Source organism: Novosphingobium sp., from assembly GCF_025351285.1.
Classification (GTDB): Bacteria; Pseudomonadota; Alphaproteobacteria; order Sphingomonadales; family Sphingomonadaceae; genus Novosphingobium.
Genome location: NZ_JANXWG010000122.1, coordinates 20,532 through 42,854, shown reverse-complemented (window position 1 = coordinate 42,854; position 22,323 = coordinate 20,532). Strand labels below are relative to the sequence as shown.

The window sequence follows — 22,323 nt, the reverse complement described above, 5'->3', positions numbered from 1 at the left end:
CGCCGCCATCGCGGGCAAGTCCTCGTTGGTGGCCGCGACGATGCGCACGTCGACGCGGACCGGCTTGGACGCGCCGATGCGGGTGACTTCGCCGTATTCGACCGCGCGCAACAGCCGTTCCTGCGCGCCCATCGACAGCGTGGCGAGTTCATCCAGGAACAGTGTGCCCTTGTCGGCTTCCTCGAAACGGCCGACGCGCGAGCGGGTGGCGCCGGTGAACGAGCCCGCCTCGTGCCCGAACAATTCGGCTTCGATCAAGGTTTCGGGCAACGCAGCGCAGTTGAGCGTGACCAGCGGTTCGCCCCAGCGCGGGGACAGGCGGTGGAGGCGTTCGGCGATCAGTTCCTTGCCAGTGCCGCGTTCGCCGATCACCAGCACCGGGCGGCGCATCGGCGCGGCGCGGCTGGCGCGTTCGACCGCGTCGAGGAAAGCGCTCGATTGTCCGACAAATTGCACATCACGGTCCATGAGCCCAACCTTAGCGTAATTTCCCAAGGTTAGGCAAGTTGCGCCACGGTGGTCGCGCGCATTTCACGAGGAAGCCGCGCTTTTCCGCCATGTGCAGCGATTGGCACGGCCTTTGCGAAGGACCTTGCAGTTACGTGAACGAGCGGTTCACCGGCCAGTCCGCCGACCAAGGAGATCTTGGCAAGGCCGACCCGGACACCGCGGCAGATGGAGACTTTCGATGGCACTCGCCCGCTTCCTCACTTCCTCGGTTGGCCGCGCAGCGCTGATCAGCGTGATGGCAATGGCCGCGATGAACCTCGTGGTGCTCGACCGCAGCCTTAGTGCCGTGAGCATTGGCGGTCTGGAACGCCCTCACCTCGTCGCCACGGCTTCGGCGGTGACCGGCGAGCTGGCGTGAGCGGGGACCGTTACATGGGCGACCTGAACCCGATCGGTGATGAGCCGGCCTCCGACGCGCGCCGCCGCGCCGCTTCGCGCTTCGACAGCGAGGTTGCCGCCCTGCGCGCAGCCCGCGACAACGGGCGCGACAACGGCCGGGACTCTGGCCGCGAGCAGCGCCGCGAGGACCGCACCGAATCCCACCGCACGTTTTCCACCGGAGGCAATTTCATGGGTATCTTTTCGCGGACCCGCGACATTATCGCGGCCAACTTCAACGATTTGCTCGACAAGGCAGATGATCCTTACAAGATGATCCGCATGATCATCCTCGAGATGGAGGAAACCTTGGTCGAAGTCCGCGCCAGCGCCGCGCGCACTATCGCCGACCAGAAGGAAATGCACCGCCACACCGTGCGGCTCGATCACTTGCAGGCCGATTGGGCCGACAAGGCGCAGCTTGCACTGTCGAAAGGCCGCGAGGACCTGGCGCGCGCCGCACTGGTCGAAAAGAAGAAGGCCGGCGACATGGCCGAGCAGTTGGGTGCAGAAATCGGCGTGCTCGACGATTCGCTGCGTGCTTACGAACTCGACATCGAGAAGCTGCAGAACCGCCTGCGCGAAGCCCGCAGCCGCCAGACCGCGATCGCCGCGCGACTCGAAAGCGCCGAAAACCGCGTCAAGCTACGCACCTTGCTCGCGACCGAGCGTGTCGACGAAGCGATGGCGCGTTTTGACCAGCTCGAACGCCGGGTCGATTATGCCGAAGGCCGCGCCGATGCGCTGAGCCTGGCCGATGGTTCGCAGACGCCGAGCCTCGCCGACCAGATCTCCGCGCTCGCCGGGCAGGACAAGGTCGACGAGGAATTGGAAGCAATGAAGCGTGCGCTGGGCCAGGTGCCGACGCCGAAGGAGGGCTGAGCCGATGTCGTTTCCATCTGAAATCCTGATCGTTCCCACGATCTTCATCGGCCTGCCATGGGTGGTGCTGCACTACATTACCCGTTGGAAAACCGCCGCCACGCTCACCACGGGCGACGAGCAACTGCTCGACGAGCTGCATCGGCTGGCCAAGCGGCTGGACGACAGGATGGACACGGTCGAGCGGCTGGTTGCCGACGACAATCCCGATTTCAAGCCAGCGCGGGTGCTGTCCGACAGCGCCGCCGACAACCAGCCGCTGCACGAGATCGAACGCATTTACGCTCAAACGGGGAGGGTGGTGAAGTGAACACCGAACGGACGCGTTTTTACCGCGACAAGGTCAACGGCAAGTTCATGGGCGTCTGCGCCGGAATTGCCGACTACACCGGAGTGGACGTGCTGTGGGTGCGACTGGCGGCGGTGATCCTGACGCTCAGCACCGGGTTCGGCTTCCCGCTCTACATCCTGGTGGGATTGCTGGCGCCCAAGAAGCCCGGCCATCTTTACGGCAACCGCGAGGAACAGAAGTTCTGGCAAGGCGTGCGCCAGTCACCCGGCCGCACCGCCCGCGAAGTGCGCGCCAAGTTCCGCGATATCGATCGCCGCCTGGCCGACGTGGAGAGCTTCTACGTCTCGAACAACCCGCGGCTGTCCGCCGAAATCGAACGCCTGCGCTGACACCAATCAAACGGGGGAATTTCACATGATCGGGGAAATCGGGGTTCTCATTCCGATAATGGGCATCGGTTGCGGGATGCTTGGCATCTGGACCGGCCACAAGCAGAAGATGGCCAGGATCGCAGCACAGGGCAATCCAGGGCTGGCGAACGAGCTTTCCGCTCAGATCGCGGAGCAGACAAGGGAACTCGAAGACCGGGTGCGCGTGCTGGAACGTATCGTCACCGACAAGGGCTACGATGTTGCAAGCCAGATCGAAGCGTTGCGCGATGCCCGCTCGGTCGACAACCGGCTCCTCGAAGCCGGCCGGCGGGAGAAGGTCCAGTGAGCGCGGAATTCGCTGCGGCATTGCCCTGGCTGATGGGCGGAGGGCTGGTCGTGGCCGGCGCCGGGGTGTTCGGATGGATCCATACCACGCGTCTGCGCATCCAGCATGGCTATCCGCTCGAAGGCATGTGGGGCCAGTCGCTCAAGCCCGGAATGGGCACCGAAGCACAAGAGCGGATCAAGCTGCTCAGCCAGGAAAACGCCGCGCTGCGCGCCGAGATCGGATCGGTCAAGGATCGGCTAGGCAATGTCGAACGGATCGTGACCGACCGCGGCTACAGCCTGATCGGTGAGATCGAGGCGATGCGCGAAAGGCCTGCTGTCGAGGATCGCCGCACGCCGAGCCAGTCCATGCGGGAGAAGGTGCAGTGACCATCCAGGAAACCATGGCGCTGGTGGCGGTGATCGTGGGTATCATCGCGGTAACGAGCATCGTCGCCGATGCCTACCGCAGCCGGCTCGCTTTCAAGCAGCGCGCACTCGAAGCCAAGGCGCAAGCGGCAAACGAAAATGCCGCACAATCGGCAGCCAACGCAGAACGGCTCGAACAGCGCGTGCGGGTGCTCGAACGCATTGCCACCGACAAGTCGGCTACGCTGGCCAGCCACATCGAGGACATGCGCGAGCCCGCGATCTGAGCGGCCCAACGAAATCAGAGAACGCAAACCCAGGAAAGACGACACAAATGCCTGTCGAAGTTACCATTGTCCTGATTGTCGCGATCATTGCGTTTAGCCGGGTCTTTCGCGACCGCCACCGCGCGCACGGAAACGATCGGGGCCGAGATCGCTTCGACGGCACGCAGCCCGGCTTTCCGGCGTTGCCGCCTGCAACCGACCCGGCGCTGGAACGCGAAGTCCAGGAGTTGCGCAAGCGGCTCGAAGTGCTCGAACGCATCGCCACCGAAGACCGCAAGACCCGCGAACTGTCCGACCAGATCGAACGGCTGCGCTGACATCCTCACCAACCCGCCGCCGGCACGCTGCCGCTCCGGCCAAAGCTGAAACGGAGATTTCGCCATGCACATCCATCTCGGTTTCCTGACCCCGCTGCTGTGGATCGCGGTTGCCTTCGTGGCGATCCAGTTGCGCCACCGCCGCAAGATGGAACGGATGCGGCTCGGCATATCCAGCCCGCGCGAACGGCTGCACGATATCGGTGAGCGGCTGCGCGACACCGGCGAACGCATGCGCGATCGCTACGCGACACCGCAAGCTGAATCCGACCTGCCGTCGGCCGATCGCCGCGAACTCGAGGCGTTGCGCGAGCGTGTAAAAGTGCTCGAACGCATTGCTACCGAGGATCGCAAACCGCTCGAACTCGCCAGGGAAATCGAAGCGCTGCGCGACCGCTGAGGCGCGCGAGGCTTCGACACAATTCGCGAATTTCGGAGAGACTTCGATGTTCACCCAATCCTTGCCCAACGCACCCGCGATGATCTTCGCCGCCAGCGCGCTGGCCGGACTGGTCGTGGTTGCCTTTGCTGCTCTCAAGGGGTGGCAGGGCTGGCTCGATCTCAAGGCGCGCGAACTCGATACGCGCCAGGGTCACGCGCACGAACCCGGCACGCATTACGGATCGGGGCCCGGCAGCGGCGCCGCACGGATCGAAATGGCGGATTTGCGCGAACGCGTCCGCAAGCTCGAAGCAATTGCAAGTGGAGTAGACCTGTGAGCGGCACGAGCAGCGGCGCGGCGAAAGCCGGCATTGGCCTGGGCAGCGCGATTGCGGTGGCGATTTCGTGGAGCCTGCACAAATCGATCATCTGGGCCGCGATACACGGCGTGCTCGGCTGGTTTTACGTGATCTTCTTCGCGCTCACCCGGCCCGGCGGCATCGCCGCCTGATTGAAGGGGAGATTGCCCGGCCTCGGCCGGACGGCTAAGGGCTGGATATGACCTCGCTCGATGATATCCGTGACGAATACCTGTTCCTCGACGCCGACGATCGCTACCGTTTGCTGATCGACCTCGGCCGCAGCCTTGAATCCATGCCCGATGCGCTGAAAACCGATGCAACGCTGGTGCGCGGCTGTTCGGCCAGCGTGTGGGTCTATCCGACACAGGCCGCTAAAAGCGCTGATGGCAGCGATGAATTGCACTTCCTTGCCGACAGCAACGCCGCGATCACCAAGGGCATCGTCGCGCTGGTGCTGGCCGCGGTGCAGGACAAGCCCGCCGCCGAAGTCGCGGGGATGGACGTAGCCGATGCGCTCGCGCCGTTCGATCTGAAGAACCAGCTTTCGTCCAACCGCACCCAGGGCTTGCCGAACATGATCGCGCTGGTGCAAAGCCATGCCGCGCGGCTCGCCGCCTGATTTCGTTCATCTGGCAGTAAGCCTCAAGTATAGTATGAATGGATTGTTATTACTTTCAATCCTGTTCATGTAAGTGCGACGAATTCTTACAATTGTTTTGATGCAACCAAATCGTGCTTGGTGCATTTTGCTTCCATCAGGTCATCTGGCCGATAGGAGTAAACGACATGCGCAAGACAACCCTTCTCGCCGCCCTCGCGCCCATGGTGCTTGGCGGCTTGTCCGCACCAGCCATGGCGCAGGACTGGAATCACAACGATCGCTCGGTCGAACGCCACGACAACGATGGCCGCACCAACAAGAACGGTTACGACAATCGCGGGCGCGACAATCGCGGCTACAACAACCGCGGCTGGCAGATGACGCCGCAGCGCAACGAAATGATCCGCGCCGATATCGAACAGCTCGACATGGCGATCTCGCGTTCGCAGGCCCGTCGCACGATTTCGCCGCGCGAAGCCGCCGGCCTGAAGATGCAGGCGCGTGACGTGAAGCGCTTGTACTACGGCTATGCGCGCGATGGCCTCAACCGCAACGAGGTCTATGCCCTCGAACAGCGCGTGAACCAGATCCGTGGCCGCTTGCAGATGGAACGCCGTGACTGGAACAACTGGCGCGGTTGAACCCGAATGGGACAGCCTCCTGCCGAGTAGTGTTCGCGGGCGCGTCTTTTCCGTCTACCCAGACGGAGAGGGCGCGCCCGTCCCGTTTCAGCGCGTATCTGCGTCGATATCGGCAGGTCCGGTCAGCGCCCACCCGCCCGGCCTTCGCGCCAGCACGAACCGGTAATACGAATACGCAGCGGCATAGAGCCCGGCGGTGATGAACAGCGATTTGCGCCCCGCATCTGCGTCGAGCCACAGCACCACGATCTCGCCGACCACGACCAGCACGCCCAATGCGGGGATCAGCGGAAACGCGGGCGTGCGGTAATCGTGGTGGCCGGTGCGGCCGGTCTTGCGGCCCCTGAACACCCCGAACACGTAAAACGCGGTGAGGAATGTATATCCACCCGAAAGCAGCAGGATCTTGAAGAACAGCGGGATATAAGTCGCGATGGCGGTGCTCCCCCCGATCGCCAGGATTGCCACCCACGGTGCTTCGCTGCGCGGGGTCAACCGCATCAGCGCGGCGTTGATCGGCGCGGCGAACAATCGGGTGCGTGCCATGCTGAAAACCTGGCGCCCGATCCCGACAAAGCCGGCCAGGCACGCATTGAAGATCGCCAGCGCAATCGCCAGCGACACGAATTGCAGCATGAACGGCGGCAGGTACTGCGTCAGGAAAGTCTCGAATACCGACGGGCTGGCCAGCACAACGTGCAGGTCCTTCGCGCCCGCGATCACTCCGATTACCGGCGCGCATTCCAGCACCACCGTCACTGCAAAGCTGAGCATGATGATCCGCCCGATCGTGCGCGGGTGTTTCATGTCCTCGCTGAAGAACAGCGCCTGCCTCGACCCGGCGAGCGCCCACGAGGCATTGTTGACCGCGATCCCGACTACGCCGACCCCCGCCGCGATCCAGGCGCCATCGACCACGCGCTGCGGGTGGAGCACTTGCGCGACCGACTGCGGATGAAAATGCCACGCGCCGATACCGGCCACCAGCAGGAGCGCGGCAATCTCGATCACCATGAACACCCCGGTCACGTATTCGTTCGAACGGATGTTGAGCAGCGACAGCGCGGTGGCCGTGGCCACCACCGCCAGCGTCATCGCATTGTCCGAAAGCGGAATGCCGAAGGGGTGCAGATACGTCGCGATGCCGACCGCCGATGTGTTGAGAAACAACGGAATGTTGAACATCGTGGCGATATAGAGCGTCGCACCCGCCCAATCGCCCACCGCGTGGCCGACGCTGGCGTAATCCGCCCCGGCGGTGGGATAGGCTGCGCCAAGCTCGGCCGACATCGCTGTCTGGCAATAGCACACCGCCGAACCCAGCACGAAAGCCATCACCGCGCCGGTGCCGGCCTGCTGGATGATCGAGGCGCCGCTGACAAAGATCGAAACACCGGGCGACAGTACCGATAGCGTCAGGATGATCACGCCGAGGCCCGAGAGCGAGCGGGTGAAGCGCTGCGGCTGGCTCGTGTCGGTCATCCAGGCTCCTCGGGGTGAATGTGGCACTGAACGTTACAGGTTCACGCGGGCTTGCAAAGCCTTGGTGGCCGGGCTTAAGGCGCTGGGCATGGCCCAAACACCCCGCACACTCTACGAAAAGATCTGGGACGCCCACGTCGTTGAAAAGCGCGATGACGCAACGTGCCTGGTCTTCATCGACCGCCACCTCGTCCACGAAGTCACCAGCCCGCAGGCATTCGAAGCCTTGCGCGTGGCCGGGCGCAAGGTGCGCCGCCCCGACCTGACGCTGGCGGTGCCCGATCACAACCTGCCGACGACGGCTCGGCTCGATGCGGCGGGCAAGCGCCTGCCGATCGCCGACCATGAAAGCGCCGCGCAACTGGCCGCGCTCGAACAGAACGCGCCCGATTTCGGCATTCGCTACATCGACGCCAGCGATGCCGAACAGGGCATTGTGCACGTTGTCGGGCCAGAACAGGGCTTTTCGCTGCCCGGCACCACGATCGTGTGCGGGGACAGCCACACTGCCTGCCACGGCGGCGTTGGCGCGCTGGCCTTCGGGATCGGCACCAGCGAAGTCGAGCATGTGCTGGCCACGCAAACGCTGCTGCTCACGCCGTCCAAAACGATGGAAGTGCGCGTCGAGGGCGATCTCCAGCCCGGCGTCACGCCCAAGGACCTGATCCTCCACGTGATCGGCACGATCGGCACCGCCGGAGGCACCGGCCATGTGATCGAATACCGCGGCAAGGTGTTCGAGCAGATGTCGATCGAGGGCCGGCTGACGGTCTGCAACATGAGCATCGAAGGCGGCGCACGCGCTGGCCTGATTGCTGCGGACGAAACGACTTTCGCCTACCTCAAGGGCCGACCCTATTCGCCCAAGGGCGCCGAATGGGACGCGGCCGTGGCATGGTGGAAAAGCCTCGCCACCGATCCCGGCGCCACGTTCGACAAGTCGGTGGTGATCGACGCCAGCACGATCCAGCCCACCGTCACCTGGGGCACCAGCCCCGAGGACACCGTCGCCATCGGCGGCGTGGTGCCCGATCCCTCCAGCTTCGCCGATCCTTCCAAGCAGGACGCCGCGCGCGCCAGCCTGGCCTACATGGGGCTCGAACCCGGTACCGCGATGGACGGGATCGAGGTGCAGAACGTATTCATCGGATCGTGCACCAACAGCCGCATCGAGGACTTGCGCGCCGCCGCCGACGTGCTGCGCGGCCGGCACAAGGCACCCAACGTCAAGTGGGCGATCGTCGTGCCCGGATCAGGCCTGGTCAAGCGCCAGGCCGAGGCCGAGGGGCTCGACAAGGTGTTCACCGATGCGGGCGTCGAATGGCGCGAACCGGGCTGTTCGGCGTGCCTGGGCATGAACCCCGACAAAGTGCCGCCGGGTGAACGCTGCGCCTCCACCAGCAACCGCAACTTCGTCGGCCGGCAGGGTCCTGGCGCGCGCACGCACCTCGTTTCGCCGGCAATGGCGGCGGCGGCGACCGTGACCGGCAAGCTGACCGACGTGCGCGAGTTGACGCGCGAGCCCGTGTAATGCCGCTGACGCCGGCCGCGCTGCAACTCGCCGGGTTCCTGATGGCGCACGCCTTCTGGATCACCGCCGATCTGCCGCCGGGGCAGCATTACGTGCCGCAGGCGCTGTGCGAAAATTCGCGCGGAGAGCGGCGGATGGTCACATTCGATGCGCCCACGCCAGCCGAACAGATCGAGAAGGCACGTGTGTTCCTGGGCTCGACGGGCGCGCAGTTCAGCGAATGCGTGCTGTCGCGCCAGACCGCGATCGATGGTCCGGCGGGGCCGGTCGACGTGCTGGCGTTCGACTTGTTCAGCGGCGCCGACAACCAGTTGACCGTGCTCCAGGCCTTCCGCCCTCCACACCCCGAAGCCGCACCGCCCATGCCGTTCCGGCTGCGCGGGCTGGAAGTGCTGTTCACCGTTTCGGGCGGCTTGCCGCGCGGCATGGCCGACCAGACCCGCGACGGTCTGCGCGAAGGCGCGACCGATCACCCCGGCACCGAGGAAAAGTGGGCAGCGTGGAATGCGGACCGTGAGCCCGAGACGCCGATTGCGAAGTGAGCCGGGCGCGGTTGGATCGGACCGCAAGTCCGGCATCGCGCCGATCATCCCGCCTGACGCCCGACTGCTGATCCTCGGCAGCTTGCCCGGCGATGCGTCGCTGGCGGCGGATCGGTATTACGCCCACCCGCGCAACATGTTCTGGCGCTTGCTGGGCGGCATATTGAGCCGCGATCTTGCCGCGCTGGATTACGACGATCGGCTGGGGGTGCTGGCAAAGGCGCGGATCGGGTTGTGGGACGTCGTCGCCTCGGCACAGCGGCCGGGCAGTCTCGATACCGCGATGCGCGCGGTCGAGACCAATCCGCTGGCCGGATGCGTGGCCGGTTTGCCCCATTTGCGCGCGGTGTCCTTCAACGGCGCGAGCGCGGCGAAGATCGGCCGCCGTGCACTGGCCGGGCATCCGGACCTTGCGCTCATCGACTTGCCATCGAGCAGCCCTGCACATGCCGCGATGTCCATTGCCGAGAAAGCCGCACGCTGGTCGGTACTGGCGCAATGTCTCGATCGCCAGACGCCGCTTGCTGCAACCCCGCCCGACCGGTAGCGTGCCGCTTTGTAGCGGCGAGGGAGTAGGCAAATGAGCTGGATGAGGGGCGCCAGCGTGCCCGAGCGCGCTTATGCCGTCGTGCTGTGGATCGTCAGCCTGGTCTTTGCCGGCTTCATCATCGGGCTGGGCAACCTGGTGATCGGCGATCTGCCGGTGGTCGAGGAACGCGTCGGGCCAGCGGTCGCGGGCGATCCGCCGGCGGTGCAGGCCATCCGCCGCGAGATTGCCGCGATCGACCAGCAGAAAGGCGTGATCGACGACAAGCTGGCGATCGACCGGCTCCAGCTCACGCAGGCGCAGCGTGTCTCCAAAAGCGCCAACGACACCTTCGAAACGTGGATCGCCGCGCGCACCGCCACCACCAATCCGCAGCAGGACCCCGAAGTCATCTCGCGCACCCGCGCGCTCGAACAGCTCAAGGGCAATGAACGCGCGATCCAGGCCACGATCGACACGCTCGAAGCGCAGCAATTGCCGCTCGGCCAGCGCGAGGCCGCGCTCGAAGCGCAATCGACCAAGATCATCACCGATGCCGAACCCGCCGCTGAACGCGCGCGGTTCGCGGCCGAACTGCGCGTGTTCGGCCTGCGGCTGGCGCTGACCCTGCCGATGCTGCTGGTGGCGGTGTGGCTGGTGCTGAAGAAGCGCAAGAGCGACTACTGGCCGCTCGCGCGCGGTTTCGTGATCTCGGCGCTGTTCGTGTTTTTCGTGGAGCTGGTGCCCTATCTGCCCAGCTACGGCGGCTATATCCGTTATGTGGTGGGCATCGTGCTGACCTTCGGCGCGGGGATGTTCCTGATCCGCAACATGCGCACCTACCTCGCCAACCGCCAGGCCGCCGAACAGCAGGCCGAAACCGAACGCCGCGCCAAGGTCAACCACGACGAGGCCTTCCGCAAGATGGCCGCGCGCCAGTGCCCCGGCTGCGATCGACCGATCGCCACGACCGGAGAAGCCGAATCGAACTTCTGCGTCCACTGCGGCATGACGCTGTTCAACCACTGCGGCACTTGCAACACGCGCAAGATGGCGTTCTTCCGCTTCTGCATGACGTGTGGAACGCCATCGGCCGGACCGGGAGAAGCCACTATTCCACCGGAAATCGCAACCGCGGTCTTGAAGCCCACGGCCAGCGTGGACATAAAACCCGCATGACCGACAAACCCGAAAAATCCGACAAGTCGAGCTGGACCGGAATGGCCGCCATGGCGGGCGCCGCGGTCGGTTCGGCCGCGCTTGCCGCGGCGCTGATGTACGCATCGCGCCGCAAGACCGGGGCCACCGCCAAGCCGACCCGGCCCGAGGATGCGCCCGAAACCGACTGAGCGTGTTGGGGTCGTGTGCCCTTGAACCGCGCGGCCGCACGGCTATAGCGCGCGCATGGAACCGGTAAACACCATCGAAGGCCGCGCGATCCCGTTCGGGCGCAAGAACGTCGACACCGACGTGATCATCCCCGCGCACTGGCTCAAGACCATCACCCGCGAAGGGCTTGGCCGCGGCGCGTTCGAAGCGATCCGCAAGGATCCCGACAACCTGTTCGATTCGGCCGAGTTCAAACGCTCGCCGATCCTGATCGCGGGTGACAACTTCGGCTGCGGATCGAGCCGCGAACACGCCGCCTGGGCCTTGCTCGACATGGGCGTGCGCGCGGTTATCGCGCCAAGCTTTTCGGACATTTTTGCGGGCAATGCCTTCAAGAACGGCATCCTGGCGGTGGCCCTGCCGCAAGAAGCGATCGACCGGCTGATGGTGGTGGCGCAGACCGATCCGGTTCACATCGACCTCGAAACGCAAACCGTGACGACGCCGTTCCAGGACCGTTTCAGCTTTGAAATCGACCCGTTCCGCAAGCACTGCCTGACCCAGGGGCTCGACGAAGTGGGGCTGACGATGGCGCGCGGCGATGCGATCGCGGCCTATGAGGCAAAGGTGCTTGCAGACCGTCCGTTCCTGACCCACGGTACGACCTGATCGGGGGCAACCGACCCCCGCCGGAGAGGATCGAGCATGACCGAGACCACGACAGTCCGCCTCGTCAAACGACCGAGCGGGATGGTAACACCCGATTGTTTCGCGATTGCACCCGAACCGGTGCGCGCGCCGGGCGATGGTGAAATCACCGTCAAGGTTGCGTTTGTGTCGCTCGATCCGGCGATGCGCGGGTGGATGGTCGATCGCAAATCGTACATTCCGCCGATCGGCATTGGCGAGATCATGCGCGCCGGCATTGTCGGCCAGGTTACCGCATCGAACGCGCCGCAATTCGCGGTGGGCGATACCGTGACAGGCTGGGGCGGGGTGGCGCAACATTTTACCGGGCCGGCGATGCTGTTCACCAAGGTCGATCCCGATGTCGCGCCGCTCGAACGGCTGATCGGCGGGCTTGGGATGCCGGGGATGACCGCCTATTTCGGCCTGCTTGAAGTCGGCGCGATGCAGCCGGGCGAAACGGTGGTGGTATCGGGCGCGTCGGGCGCGGTCGGCGCGGTGGTCGGCCAGATCGCCAGGATCAGGGGCGGCACGGTCATCGGCATTGCCGGCGGGGCGGAAAAGTGCCGCTATTGCGTCGATGAACTCGGCTTCGATGCCTGCATCGACTACAAGACGGAAAACGTCGATCAGCGGCTCGGCGAACTGATCCCGCAAGGCCTCGATGTCTATTTCGACAACGTCGGCGGCGAAATCCTCGAAGCCGCGCTCAACCACCTGAAGATGAAGGCCCGCGTGGTGATCTGCGGTGCGATCTCGATCTACAACAGCACCGACGTGCCGCCAGGCCCGCGCAATTACCTTAATCTGCTGGTGCAAAGCGCGCGGATGGAAGGCTTCGTCGTCACCACTTACGCGCATCGCGCGGGTGAGGCGGTGGCCGAGATGGCCGGCTGGATGCACGATGGCAAATTGCACTTCCGCGAAGACGTGCAAGTGGGCATCGAACGCTTCCCTGAAGTGTTCAACATGCTGTTTACGGGCAAGAACTTTGGCAAACTGGTGCTCAAGGTCAACTGACCGCACCGCGCTATGATCGACGAATTGGGAGAGAATACGGCATGAAGACCCTGCGCAGCCACGCTATCGGCGGACCCGATGCGTTGATCCTCGACGATATTGCCGATCCGGTGCCCGGCAAGGGCCAGGTGCTGGTCAAGGTCCACGCCTGCTCGATCAACTTCCCCGATACGCTGATGATCCGCGACATGTACCAGTTCAAGCCCGAGCGGCCGTATGCGCCGGGTGGCGAACTGGCGGGCGTGATCGAGGCCTTGGGCGAGGGCGTTACGGGCTGGAATATCGGTGATCGCGTGATCGCCTCGACCGGGCACGGCGGGCTGGCCGAAAAGGTCGTGGCCGAAGCGCACCGACTGTTCCCGTTGCCCGAAGGCGTCAGCTTCGAAACCGGCGCGTCGCTGCTGATGACTTACGGCACCACGATCCACGGGCTCAAGGATCGCGGCCATATCAAGGCTGGCGATGTGCTGCTGATCCTCGGCGCGGCGGGCGGTGTCGGCATTTCAGCGATCGAACTGGGCAAGGCTTATGGCGCGCGGGTGATCGCGGCGGTGTCGAGCGAGGAAAAGGCCGCGGTTGCGCGCGAATGCGGCGCTGACGACGTGGTGATCTACGGCCGCCCGCCGTTCGACAAGGCGCAATCGAAAGCGTTGGCCGAACAGTTCAAGACCGCTTGCGGGCCCAATGGGGCGAACATCGTATACGACATCGTCGGCGGCGATTATTCCGAACCGGCGGTCCGTGCGATCGCGTGGGAGGGCAAATTCCTGGTGGTCGGCTTCCCGGCCGGCATCGCCAGGCTGCCTCTCAACCTGACCTTGCTCAAAAGCTGCGACGTTTGTGGTGTGTTCTGGGGCGCGTTCACCGTGCGCGAACCGAAGAAGAACGCCGCACACATTGCCGAGCTGTTCGAATTGCTCAAGGCCGGCAAGATCGCCCCGCGCGTTTCGGCGCGCTTCCCGCTGGCCGAAGGCGGCAAGGCGATCGCGATGCTGGAAAACCGTCAGGCGGTGGGCAAAGTCGTCGTGACGATGGACTGATTCCCGGGGGTTTGAGGTTCCGGAATCCGGTGCTGTCGCAGTGGCCACAGCACCAGGTCCACAACCCCGCGCGGCCGCACGTCGAACCCGGTCTGCGGTCGCCCCGCAGGCCGGTGATAGGAACCTGCGATCACATCGAAGATCGGAAACAGCGCGGCGAAGTTGCTGTCGAAATGTACGGGCAGCGATGAATGGTGGCGGCGGTGGTAATCGGGGCTGTTGAGCAGCCACGAAAGCCGCCCGAAATCGCCCGGCAGCGCGCTGTGGACGTAATAGTTCCATAGCGAAATCAGCGAATAAACACCGATCATCGCGGGCGTCGGCGTCACCAGCATCGCCGCCAGCGACCACACCGTCACTTGCTTGACCACCTGGTCACCCCAGAAGTGCCGGTTTGTGGTCAGCGCGCTCATCGCCGGGTCCGAATGGTGGAGCGAATGCATCGCCCACAGCGCGGGAATGCGGTGCTGCAACCGGTGGTAGACGTATTCGGCCAGGTCGCGCACCAGCACGAACAGCAGCAACCCTGCCCAAAACGGTATCTTGCCCGCATCGATCAGCCCATGCGCCTGCCATGCCGGGATCAGCGGCAACAGCGCCAGCGCGACCCCGGTCTGGATCGCCCACGCCTGCAAGTTGATCAGCCAGTCGCCCGCTTCCGACCGGCGGAGTTCGAGCAGTACCAGCACGGCCAGCGTGACCAAGGTGGGGCAAAGCAAAAGCAGCCAGATCATGACATAAGGATCTAGCGCGGCCTGGTTAACGAATTCCATCGCGAACTGCTTGGCTGGGCGGCCGCAAGCGTGGCACAAGGCGCCAAAGCAAGACGGAGGCTGCAATGCCGGTACAAGCGATTGGTGGCTTTTTCTTCCGCTCGGCCGACCCGGACGCGCTTGCCGCATGGTACAAGCAGCACCTCGGCGTGGGCGGCGGCTGCGCGGCTGAGGGTGCGGGCGAGGTGGATGAATGGTCGTGGGCCACGCTCGGCGGGCCGGTGGTATTCGCGCCGTTCAAGACCGATACCGATTACTTCGCGGCCGACAAGGCGTTCATGCTCAACTTGCGCGTGACGCAGATCGGCGCGCTGATCGAAGGCTTGCGCGGCGCCGGGATCGAGGTCGAAACGCGCGCCGAATGGGACCAGCCCGGGATGGGCCGCTTCGCGCGGATCCACGATCCCGAAGGCAATCCGATCGAATTGTGGGAAATGCCTGCGTGATTTACCCGTCCGCGTCCGCCGAATAGGCCGGCAGCGCCAGGTCCCAGCGGATCGCCGCGCCGCGCAAGCCGAACCCGGCCAGCGCTGCGACTGGCCAAACCACGCCGTTATCGAGCCCCAGCGCCTTGCCGCCCGCGCACAGCCCGGCGGAAAGTGCGGCGGCGGTTACGTATAGCGCCGGCCGCATCAGGATCGACGGGCGCCCGGCCAGCACATCGCGGATGATCCCGCCGACGCAGCCGGTGATCACCCCCATCAGCATCGCCGGCACCGGGGTAACGCCATAAGCCAGCGCCTTGGCGGTGCCGAGCACGGCATAAGCACCCAGGCCCACCGCATCGGCCCACTCGAGGACCGCATTCTGCCACCAGCGGTGCGGGGTGAACCACGCTACCGTCGCCACGCCCAGGCACACCGGCGCCACCCACGGATCGCGCACCCAGAACACCGGCGCGCCAATCAACAGATCACGCACCGATCCTCCGCCGACCCCGGTGATCAGCGCGAAAAAGGTCATCGTAACGATCGTCTGCCGCATCCGCGCCGCCAGCAGCGCGCCGCTCAGCGCAAACACCGCCACGCCCGCCAGATCGAGCAGGCCGACGATTTGCGGCAATGCCACCACCAGCGGGATCGGTGCCAGCGGACCACTCATGTGCTTGCACGGGCCGATTGCGTGGCGCGCCAAACCGCCAGCGACAAGCCATAACCCAGGATCGGCGCAGCGCCATAGCCGATGAGCGGCGAGGGCCAGTGGCCGATCAGTCCAGCCAGCGAGAGGCCCGCCCAGAAACCAGCCAGCGCCCTTGCCGGCGCATCGCGCATGCATGCCAGCAGCAGCGGGGCCATTCCGGCGAGCGCAAGGACGAAGCCGCCGATGTGGCTCGTGCGCCAAGCCCCGGCGACGACGGCTTCGACGTGCGGCACGGGTTGCAGCGGATCGGGGCGCATCGCGGTGGCGGCAACCATCAGCGCGGCGAGGGCGATCGAAGCGACCGCCAGCCTCGGCCGCAGCCCGAGCAGGCCTGGCAGCAGGGCTCCAGCCCAGGCCAGTGCCATCGCCAGATCCGGCGCAACGCAGGCGATCGCGATGGCTGCAAGCGTGCCTGCGATCCGCAAGCCAGGCGACGCAGTCGCCAGAAGGACTGCCAGCGACGGACCCAGCAGCATGCCGGCGTGGAGCCGAAGCGGGCCGATCGCGATCCAGCGCCGGACACCGTCGAGCGGCGGCCCGGCAACCGCGGTGACCGCAAGGACCAGCAGCAGGCCCGCGATCCATGGCCACCGCCGGGCTGCGGTTTCGAGCCGAAGCGGCACCAGCGCAAGCCCCAAAGCCAGCAGCAGCGCGACCGCATTGCCGATCAGGTAGCCGCGCGGTCCATGACTCACGGCCATCGCCACAAGCCCTGCACCAACCGGCAGGATGAGCAAGGCATGCGCGCGCTGCGGTCGGGCCGTGAACGGCATTGCTAGCTTGAACGGTTCAAATGTGGATCGGCTTGCCCCGCACCGCCATCGCCGCTTCCTTGAGCGCTTCGGCGTGCGTGGGGTGCGCGTGGCAGGTCAGCGCGATGTCCTCGCTGGTCGCGCCGAATTCCATCGCTAGCGCGGCTTCGGCGATCATCGTGCCGGCCAGGCTGGCGATGATCCACACGCCGAGCACGCGATCGGTCTTGGCATCGGCGATCACCTTGACGAAGCCGTCGCCTTCACGATTGGTTTTCGCGCGGCTGTTGGCCATCATCGGGAACTTGCCGACCTTGATCTCGCCCCGCTCTTTCGCTTGTTCTTCGGTGAGGCCCACGCCGGCGATTTCGGGCATGGTGTAGACGACGCTGGGGATCACATCATGGTTCACGATGCCGGTTTCACCCGCGATGTTTTCCGCCACCGCGAGCCCTTCGTCCTCGGCCTTGTGCGCGAGCATCGGGCCGGGGATTACGTCGCCGATTGCCCATACGCCTTCGACGGCGGTGTGGAAATCGGATGCTGTCTCTATCTGGCCGCGCTTGTTCGGCGTGATACCGATGGCGTCGAGCCCGAGGCCATCGGTGTTCGGCCGCCGCCCGATCGAGACGAGCACGTGGCTGGCATCGAGCGTTTCCACCGCACCGCCCGCCGATGGTTCCAGCGCCAGTTGCACGCCGTCTGCCTTGGCCCCATTCAACTTCAACTGCGCGCCGGTTACCTTGGTCGACAGCCGCAGTTCCATACCTTGCTTCTTGAACAGCTTGGCGCTTTCCTTGCGCACTTCGCCGTCCATGCCGGGGAGCAACTGGTCGAGGAATTCGACCACGGTGACCTTCGCGCCCAGCCGGCGCCATACCGAACCGAGTTCGAGCCCGATCACCCCGCCACCGATGACCACAAGATGGCTCGGCACTTCGTCCAACGCCAGAGCACCGGTCGAATCGACAATCCGGCCCGCCGCGTTGTCGACCATGACGCCGGGGAGCGGGGTCACGCTCGACCCTGTGGCGATCACGATATCGCGCGCTGTGACGGTTTCACCCGCGATTTCAACGGTATGGAGCGCGGTGAATTTCGCCTTGCCCTTGAGCCAGGTCACCTTGTTCTTCTTGAACAGGAACGCGATCCCGCCGGTCAATTCCTTGACTGCGAGCGCCTTTTCGGCCTGCATCTGCGGCAGATCCAGCTCGACCGAGCCGAGCTTCACGCCGAACTTGGCCAGCGTGCCATTGGCAGCCTCGTCGAACAGTTCCGAACCGTGGAGCAGCGCCTTGCTCGGAATGCACCCGACGTTGAGGCACGTGCCACCCAGGGTCTCGCGGTTTTCCACGCAGGCAACCTTCAGCCCCAATTGCGCCGCGCGGATCGCCGCGACGTAACCGCCGGGACCGGCACCGATGACGAGGACGTCGTAGTCGTATTCAGCCATGGTATGCTCCAGACCCCTTTTCCGACTGCCCTGAGCCTGTCGAAGGGTCGTCCTTCTCTTCGTGGAAGTAAATGCGGCCCTTCGACAAGCTCAGGGCAAACGGGATTAGAGGTCGATCAGCAACCGCGTCGGGTCCTCGATCGCTTCCTTGATGGTCTTGAGCGCCGTCACCGCCTCGCGGCCGTCGATCAGGCGGTGATCGTAGCTGAGCGCCAGGTACATCATCGGGCGGATGACGATCTCGCCGCCTCGCACCACCGGGCGGTCCTCGATCCGGTGCAGCCCCAGCACCGCCGACTGCGGCGGGTTGATGATCGGCGTGGACATCAGCCCACCGAAGATCCCGCCGTTGGAAATGGTGAAGGTGCCGCCCTTCATGTCGGCCATCGTCAGGCTGCCTTCACGCGCGCGCTTGCCGAGATCGCCGATGGCTTTCTCGATGCCCGCGAACGACAGCGTGTCGACATTGCGCACCACCGGCACGACCAGCCCGTTGGGCGCCGAAACCGCGACCGACAGATCGACGTAATCGAAATAGACGATGTCCTCACCGTCGATCTGGCCGTTGACCGACGGGAAATCCTTGATCGCCAGGCACGCGGCCTTGGCGAAAAAGCTCATGAAGCCGAGCTTCACGCCGTGCTTCTTCTCGAACGCGTCCTTGTACTTGTCGCGCGCGGCGATGACCGCGGACATGTCGACATCGTTGAACGTGGTGAGCAGCGCGGCGGTTTCCTGCGCCGATTTCAGCCGCTTGGCGATCGTCTGGCGCAACCTGGTCATCCGCACGCGTTCTTCGCGGCGGTCACCGGTAGCGGCGGGTGCCGCTGCCGCAGGGGCGGACGGCGCGGTGGCCGCCGGGGCAGGCGTGGCCTGCTTTGCCTGAGCAGCGGCTGCCAGCACGTCTTCCTTGGTAATCCGCCCATCGCGGCCGGTGCCGCGAACCGTTGCGGGGTCGATCGCATGTTCGAGTACGGCACGGCGCACGGCAGGCGACAGCGCGGTGGCGGCGTCACCCGATGGAGCAGCAGCAGGAGCGGGTTCGGGCGCAGGTGCAGCGGCCGGCGCGGGCGCCGAAGCCGGAACGACCGCAGCAACCGGGGCGGGCGCAGGCGCGCTCACCGGCGCGGCACCCGTTGTTTCGATCACCGCCAGCAATGCGCCCACAAGGACCGTATCGCCTTCCTTGACCATCTGCTGGCCCATGATCCCGGCGACGGGCGAGGGCACTTCCACCGCCACCTTGTCGGTTTCAAGGCTGGCGATCGGTTCGTCCACCGCCACCGCTTCGCCAGGCTGCTTGAGCCATTGGCCCAAGCTGGCTTCGGACACCGATTCGCCCAGCGTGGGGACTTTGACTTCACTCGACATGTTGCAAACTTCCCGTTTTTCCGAGGAATTTAAGCCTTCTTCAAACGCCGGATCTCGCCGCGTACCGACAGCCCCAGCGCATCGGCAACCAGCGCCGCCTGCTCGGCCTTGTGGCGAGACGCGAGGCCCGTGGCGGGCGAGGCGCTGGCGTTGCGGCCAGCGTAACGGGGACGTGCCACCGTGCTGCCCGCCGCCTGCAACGAATCCTCGATCAGCGGTTCGACGAAGAACCACGCACCGTTGTTCCTGGGTTCTTCCTGGCACCACACCACGGTTTCGAGCGCGGTCATCCGCGCGATGCGCTTGGCCAGCGGCTCGCCGGGGAACGGATAGAGCTGCTCCAGCCGCACGATCTGCGTGTCGGTCAGGCCCGCAGCATCGCGCGCCTCGATCAGGTCGTAAGCCACCTTGCCCGAACACAGCACCAGCCGTTTGGTCGCCTCGTCGGCCGCCGGGGTGACGTCGGACAGGATGCGCATGAAGTGCCCGTCGCCCACGAACAGGCTGGCCGGAGACTTCGCCATCGGGTGCCGCAGCAGCGACTTGGGCGTCATGATGATCAGCGGCTTGCGGAACGGCCGGTGCATCTGCCGGCGCAGCACGTGGAAGTAGTTGGCCGGGCTGGTGATGTTGCACACCTGGATATTGTCCTGCGCACAAAGCTGTAGGAACCGTTCGAGCCGTGCCGAGGAGTGCTCGGGACCTTGCCCCTCGAACCCGTGCGGCAGCAGCATCACCAGGCCATTGGCGCGCAGCCACTTGGCTTCGGAGGCGGCGATGTACTGGTCGATGATGATCTGCGCGCCGTTGGCGAAATCGCCGAACTGCGCTTCCCACAGCACCAACGATTTCGGATCGGCGCTGGCGTAGCCGTATTCGAAGCCCAGCACGCCGTATTCCGAAAGCGGGCTGTCGTGCACTTCGAACCGACCGTGCGGCAGCGTGGTCAGCGGCACATACTTGTGCTCGTCGGTCTGGTCGACCCACACCGCGTGGCGCTGGCTGAACGTGCCGCGCCCCGAATCCTGGCCCGACAGGCGCACGCCATAGCCCTCGGACACGAGGCTGCCGAACGCCAGCGCCTCTCCCGTCGCCCAGTCGAACCCGTCTCCGCTGGTGAACATCGCACGCTTGGCGTCGATCACGCGCGCCAGTGTCTTGTGGATGGTCAGGTCGGCCGGAACCGTGGTGAGCGTGCGGCCCAGGCTGTCGAACAGCTTCTGCTCGATGCCGGTGGGCACGTTGCGCCGCGCGGTTTCGGGATCGGCAGGCTTGTTGAGGCCGGTCCAGCGGCCCGCAAACCAGTCGGCCTCGTTGGCCTTGTAGCTGCCCGCAGCGGTGAATTCGGATTCGAGCGTGGCGACGAAGCGGTCGGCGGTTTCGCCCAGCCAGTCCTTGTCGATCACGCCTTCGCCCACCAGCCGCGCCGCGAACAGCTCGGACACTGGCGGATGCTGGCGGATCTTGGCGTACATCAGCGGCTGCGTGAACGAAGGCTCATCGCCCTCGTTGTGCCCGAAGCGGCGGTAGCACCACATGTCGATGACGATGTCGCGGCCGAATTTCTGGCGGTAATCGATCGCCAGCTTGCACGCGAAAGTCACCGCCTCGGGATGATCGCCGTTGACGTGGAGGATCGGCGCCATCACGCCCTTGGCCACGTCCGACGGGTACGGCGAGCTGCGCGCGAATTGCGGGCTGGTGGTGAAGCCGATCTGGTTGTTGATGATGAAGTGGATGCAGCCGCCGGTGTTATAGCCGCGGATGCCCGAAAACCCGAGACATTCCCACACTATGCCCTGGCCCGCGAACGCTGCATCGCCGTGGATCAGCACGGGCAGCACTTGCTGGTGCTTGCCGCGCGCGCCCTCGCCGGGGATGGCGCCTTGCGTTTCATCGCCGATGTCATCGCGGAACACCTGCCCCGCGCGCACCTTGCCGAGCACGATCGGATCGACTGTTTCGAGGTGGCTGGGGTTGGGCACCAGGCTCATGTGCACCTTGATCCCGTCAAACTCGCGGTCGGTGCTGGTGCCGAGGTGGTACTTCACGTCGCCCGATCCACCGACGTCCTCGGGGTTGGCCGAACCGCCCGAAAATTCGTGGAAGATCACGCGGTAAGGCTTGGCCATCACGTTGGCGAGCACGTTCAATCGCCCGCGGTGGGCCATGCCGTAGACGATTTCCTTGACGCCCAACTGTCCGCCGTACTTGATCACGCCCTCGAGCGCGGGGATCATCGATTCGCCGCCGTCGAGCCCGAAGCGCTTGGTGCCGACGTACTTGCGGCCGAGGAACTTCTCGTACTGCTCGCCGCGGATCACTGCCGCGAGGATCGCCTTCTTGCCCTCGGGCGTGAATTCGATCTGCTTGTCGGCGCCTTCCATGCGTTCCTGCAGGAAGCGGCGTTCCTCGACTGCGGCGATGTGCATGTATTCCATGCCGACCTTGCCGCAATAATTCAGCCGCAGGATCGCCACCAGCTCGCGCACCGTGGTCCATTGCAGGTTGAGCGCGCCGCCGACGAACACCCGCCGATCGAGCGCGGCGCCGGCAAAGCCGTGGTATGTCGGATCCAGATCCTCGGGGATCTTCTGGTGCGCCAGGCCCAGCGGATCGAGATCGGCAGCCAGGTGCCCGCGCACGCGGTAGGTGCGGATCAGCATCATCGCGCGGACCGAATCCGATGCGGCCTGTTCGATCGCGGCTTCGTCGAGCGCAGCAACGGGAGCCGCGCCCTTGGCCACGGCGGCCTTGATTGCCGCCTTCATCGCCATCGGATCGAGCGCCGAGGTCAGGTCATCCTGTGCCAGCGCATCGGCCGGGGACCAGCCCTTGCGCTGCCACGACGGGCCGGCTTGCGGTTGGTCCTGCGCCCCCAAAGCCAGACTAGCGTCGGGGGCGAAATCCTGCATTTCCTGACCCATGGTCATCACCTTCCGAGCGCGAGATGCGCTCC

30 protein-coding genes are annotated in these 22,323 nt (G+C 65.2%); 22 read left to right on the top strand and 8 right to left on the bottom strand.

Translation table 11 applies throughout. The features are described from left to right. A partial coding sequence (locus Q0R16_RS15200) for a sigma 54-interacting transcriptional regulator (protein WP_295637892.1) occupies window positions 1–468 on the bottom strand: 468 nt, incomplete at its 3' end. A 220-nt stretch (window positions 469–688) separates the two neighbouring features. Here Q0R16_RS15200 and Q0R16_RS15195 point away from each other — a divergent pair. The 13 genes from Q0R16_RS15195 (at window position 689) to Q0R16_RS15135 (ending at window position 5,718) form a co-directional block, all read left to right on the top strand. Next, window positions 689–868 carry a hypothetical protein gene (locus Q0R16_RS15195; RefSeq protein ID WP_295637888.1) on the top strand — a complete coding sequence of 60 codons (180 nt, stop codon included), beginning with the start codon at window positions 689–691 and terminating at the stop codon, window positions 866–868. Continuing rightward, window positions 865–1,770, top strand: a complete 906-nt coding sequence (gene pspA, locus Q0R16_RS15190) for a phage shock protein PspA (protein WP_295637885.1) — start codon at window positions 865–867, stop codon at window positions 1,768–1,770. Before Q0R16_RS15195 ends, pspA begins: the two co-directional genes overlap by 4 nt. 4 nt (window positions 1,771–1,774) lie before the next feature. Beyond that, window positions 1,775–2,080 (top strand): envelope stress response membrane protein PspB, encoded by a 306-nt coding sequence (gene pspB, locus Q0R16_RS15185; RefSeq protein ID WP_295637882.1) that lies wholly within the window; start codon window positions 1,775–1,777, stop codon window positions 2,078–2,080. Then, complete coding sequence (gene pspC, locus Q0R16_RS15180; protein ID WP_295637879.1) at window positions 2,077–2,451, top strand: envelope stress response membrane protein PspC; 375 nt, start codon at window positions 2,077–2,079, stop codon at window positions 2,449–2,451. The genes pspB and pspC overlap by 4 nt, the downstream gene beginning before the upstream one ends. Window positions 2,452–2,476: 25 nt before the next feature. After that, on the top strand, window positions 2,477–2,779 hold the full coding sequence (locus Q0R16_RS15175; protein WP_295637876.1) for a hypothetical protein: 303 nt from the start codon (window positions 2,477–2,479) through the stop codon (window positions 2,777–2,779). A gap of 32 nt (window positions 2,780–2,811) precedes the next feature. Beyond that, a complete protein-coding gene (locus Q0R16_RS15170; RefSeq protein ID WP_295637899.1) occupies window positions 2,812–3,150 on the top strand; it encodes a hypothetical protein in 339 nt (112 codons plus the stop codon). Next, on the top strand, window positions 3,147–3,416 hold the full coding sequence (locus Q0R16_RS15165) for a hypothetical protein (RefSeq protein ID WP_295637873.1): 270 nt from the start codon (window positions 3,147–3,149) through the stop codon (window positions 3,414–3,416). The genes Q0R16_RS15170 and Q0R16_RS15165 overlap by 4 nt, the downstream gene beginning before the upstream one ends. 47 nt (window positions 3,417–3,463) lie before the next feature. Continuing rightward, complete coding sequence (locus Q0R16_RS15160; protein WP_295637870.1) at window positions 3,464–3,733, top strand: hypothetical protein; 270 nt, start codon at window positions 3,464–3,466, stop codon at window positions 3,731–3,733. Between the two features lie 64 nt (window positions 3,734–3,797). Continuing rightward, the gene (locus tag Q0R16_RS15155) at window positions 3,798–4,133 is read left to right on the top strand and encodes a hypothetical protein (RefSeq protein ID WP_295637868.1); all 336 of its coding nucleotides are present in this window, start codon (window positions 3,798–3,800) and stop codon (window positions 4,131–4,133) included. A gap of 46 nt (window positions 4,134–4,179) precedes the next feature. Next, complete coding sequence (locus tag Q0R16_RS15150; RefSeq protein ID WP_295637865.1) at window positions 4,180–4,452, top strand: hypothetical protein; 273 nt, start codon at window positions 4,180–4,182, stop codon at window positions 4,450–4,452. After that, window positions 4,449–4,625, top strand: a complete 177-nt coding sequence (locus tag Q0R16_RS15145) for a hypothetical protein (protein ID WP_295637863.1) — start codon at window positions 4,449–4,451, stop codon at window positions 4,623–4,625. The genes Q0R16_RS15150 and Q0R16_RS15145 overlap by 4 nt, the downstream gene beginning before the upstream one ends. Window positions 4,626–4,672: 47 nt before the next feature. After that, complete coding sequence (locus tag Q0R16_RS15140; RefSeq protein ID WP_295637861.1) at window positions 4,673–5,095, top strand: SufE family protein; 423 nt, start codon at window positions 4,673–4,675, stop codon at window positions 5,093–5,095. A 167-nt stretch (window positions 5,096–5,262) separates the two neighbouring features. Next, window positions 5,263–5,718 (top strand): hypothetical protein, encoded by a 456-nt coding sequence (locus tag Q0R16_RS15135; RefSeq protein WP_295637858.1) that lies wholly within the window; start codon window positions 5,263–5,265, stop codon window positions 5,716–5,718. 87 nt (window positions 5,719–5,805) lie between these two features. Here the strand turns inward: Q0R16_RS15135 and Q0R16_RS15130 are convergent, their stop codons facing one another. Continuing rightward, window positions 5,806–7,200 carry an APC family permease gene (locus Q0R16_RS15130; RefSeq protein ID WP_295637855.1) on the bottom strand — a complete coding sequence of 465 codons (1,395 nt, stop codon included), beginning with the start codon at window positions 7,198–7,200 and terminating at the stop codon, window positions 5,806–5,808. A gap of 88 nt (window positions 7,201–7,288) precedes the next feature. Between Q0R16_RS15130 and leuC the strand changes: the two genes are divergently transcribed. The 8 genes from leuC to Q0R16_RS15090 are packed head-to-tail and all read left to right on the top strand — an operon-like array spanning window position 7,289 to window position 13,875. Further along, window positions 7,289–8,731 (top strand): 3-isopropylmalate dehydratase large subunit, encoded by a 1,443-nt coding sequence (gene leuC / locus Q0R16_RS15125; RefSeq protein WP_295637852.1) that lies wholly within the window; start codon window positions 7,289–7,291, stop codon window positions 8,729–8,731. Next, window positions 8,731–9,273, top strand: coding sequence for a hypothetical protein (locus Q0R16_RS15120; protein ID WP_295637850.1), 543 nt, complete (start codon window positions 8,731–8,733; stop codon window positions 9,271–9,273). The genes leuC and Q0R16_RS15120 overlap by 1 nt, the downstream gene beginning before the upstream one ends. Further along, window positions 9,245–9,820 (top strand): DNA-deoxyinosine glycosylase, encoded by a 576-nt coding sequence (locus Q0R16_RS15115; protein ID WP_295637847.1) that lies wholly within the window; start codon window positions 9,245–9,247, stop codon window positions 9,818–9,820. The genes Q0R16_RS15120 and Q0R16_RS15115 overlap by 29 nt, the downstream gene beginning before the upstream one ends. 33 nt (window positions 9,821–9,853) lie before the next feature. Further along, on the top strand, window positions 9,854–10,978 hold the full coding sequence (locus Q0R16_RS15110; RefSeq protein ID WP_295637844.1) for a zinc ribbon domain-containing protein: 1,125 nt from the start codon (window positions 9,854–9,856) through the stop codon (window positions 10,976–10,978). Next, window positions 10,975–11,148 (top strand): hypothetical protein, encoded by a 174-nt coding sequence (locus Q0R16_RS15105; RefSeq protein WP_295637841.1) that lies wholly within the window; start codon window positions 10,975–10,977, stop codon window positions 11,146–11,148. Before Q0R16_RS15110 ends, Q0R16_RS15105 begins: the two co-directional genes overlap by 4 nt. 55 nt (window positions 11,149–11,203) lie before the next feature. Continuing rightward, entirely contained in the window at window positions 11,204–11,797 is a 594-nt protein-coding gene (gene leuD / locus Q0R16_RS15100) for a 3-isopropylmalate dehydratase small subunit (RefSeq protein ID WP_295637838.1), read from the top strand. 36 nt (window positions 11,798–11,833) lie between these two features. Next, window positions 11,834–12,835: an NADP-dependent oxidoreductase gene (locus Q0R16_RS15095; RefSeq protein WP_295637835.1), complete on the top strand. Its 1,002-nt coding sequence runs from the start codon at window positions 11,834–11,836 to the stop codon at window positions 12,833–12,835. Window positions 12,836–12,876: 41 nt separating this feature from the next. After that, a complete protein-coding gene (locus Q0R16_RS15090) occupies window positions 12,877–13,875 on the top strand; it encodes an NADPH:quinone oxidoreductase family protein (protein ID WP_295637832.1) in 999 nt (332 codons plus the stop codon). Here the strand turns inward: Q0R16_RS15090 and Q0R16_RS15085 are convergent. After that, window positions 13,839–14,648, bottom strand: a complete 810-nt coding sequence (locus tag Q0R16_RS15085) for a sterol desaturase family protein (RefSeq protein WP_295637829.1) — start codon at window positions 14,646–14,648, stop codon at window positions 13,839–13,841. The genes Q0R16_RS15090 and Q0R16_RS15085 overlap by 37 nt on opposite strands. Window positions 14,649–14,713: 65 nt before the next feature. On the opposite strand from Q0R16_RS15085, the gene Q0R16_RS15080 reads away from it, so the two are divergent. Next, complete coding sequence (locus Q0R16_RS15080; protein WP_295637826.1) at window positions 14,714–15,094, top strand: VOC family protein; 381 nt, start codon at window positions 14,714–14,716, stop codon at window positions 15,092–15,094. A 1-nt stretch (window position 15,095) separates the two neighbouring features. Here the strand turns inward: Q0R16_RS15080 and Q0R16_RS15075 are convergent, their stop codons facing one another. The 5 genes from Q0R16_RS15075 to Q0R16_RS15055 all read right to left on the bottom strand — a co-directional run bounded on the left by Q0R16_RS15075 (window position 15,096) and on the right by Q0R16_RS15055 (window position 22,291). Then, entirely contained in the window at window positions 15,096–15,749 is a 654-nt protein-coding gene (locus Q0R16_RS15075; protein ID WP_295637823.1) for a trimeric intracellular cation channel family protein, read from the bottom strand. Beyond that, the gene (locus Q0R16_RS15070; RefSeq protein WP_295637820.1) at window positions 15,746–16,489 is read right to left on the bottom strand and encodes a hypothetical protein; all 744 of its coding nucleotides are present in this window, start codon (window positions 16,487–16,489) and stop codon (window positions 15,746–15,748) included. The genes Q0R16_RS15075 and Q0R16_RS15070 overlap by 4 nt, the downstream gene beginning before the upstream one ends. A gap of 88 nt (window positions 16,490–16,577) precedes the next feature. After that, entirely contained in the window at window positions 16,578–17,993 is a 1,416-nt protein-coding gene (gene lpdA, locus Q0R16_RS15065; RefSeq protein ID WP_295637817.1) for a dihydrolipoyl dehydrogenase, read from the bottom strand. A gap of 105 nt (window positions 17,994–18,098) precedes the next feature. Then, window positions 18,099–19,364, bottom strand: a complete 1,266-nt coding sequence (gene odhB, locus Q0R16_RS15060; RefSeq protein WP_295637814.1) for a 2-oxoglutarate dehydrogenase complex dihydrolipoyllysine-residue succinyltransferase — start codon at window positions 19,362–19,364, stop codon at window positions 18,099–18,101. A gap of 29 nt (window positions 19,365–19,393) precedes the next feature. Then, window positions 19,394–22,291, bottom strand: a complete 2,898-nt coding sequence (locus Q0R16_RS15055; RefSeq protein WP_295637895.1) for a 2-oxoglutarate dehydrogenase E1 component — start codon at window positions 22,289–22,291, stop codon at window positions 19,394–19,396. Window positions 22,292–22,323 lie beyond the last annotated feature (32 nt).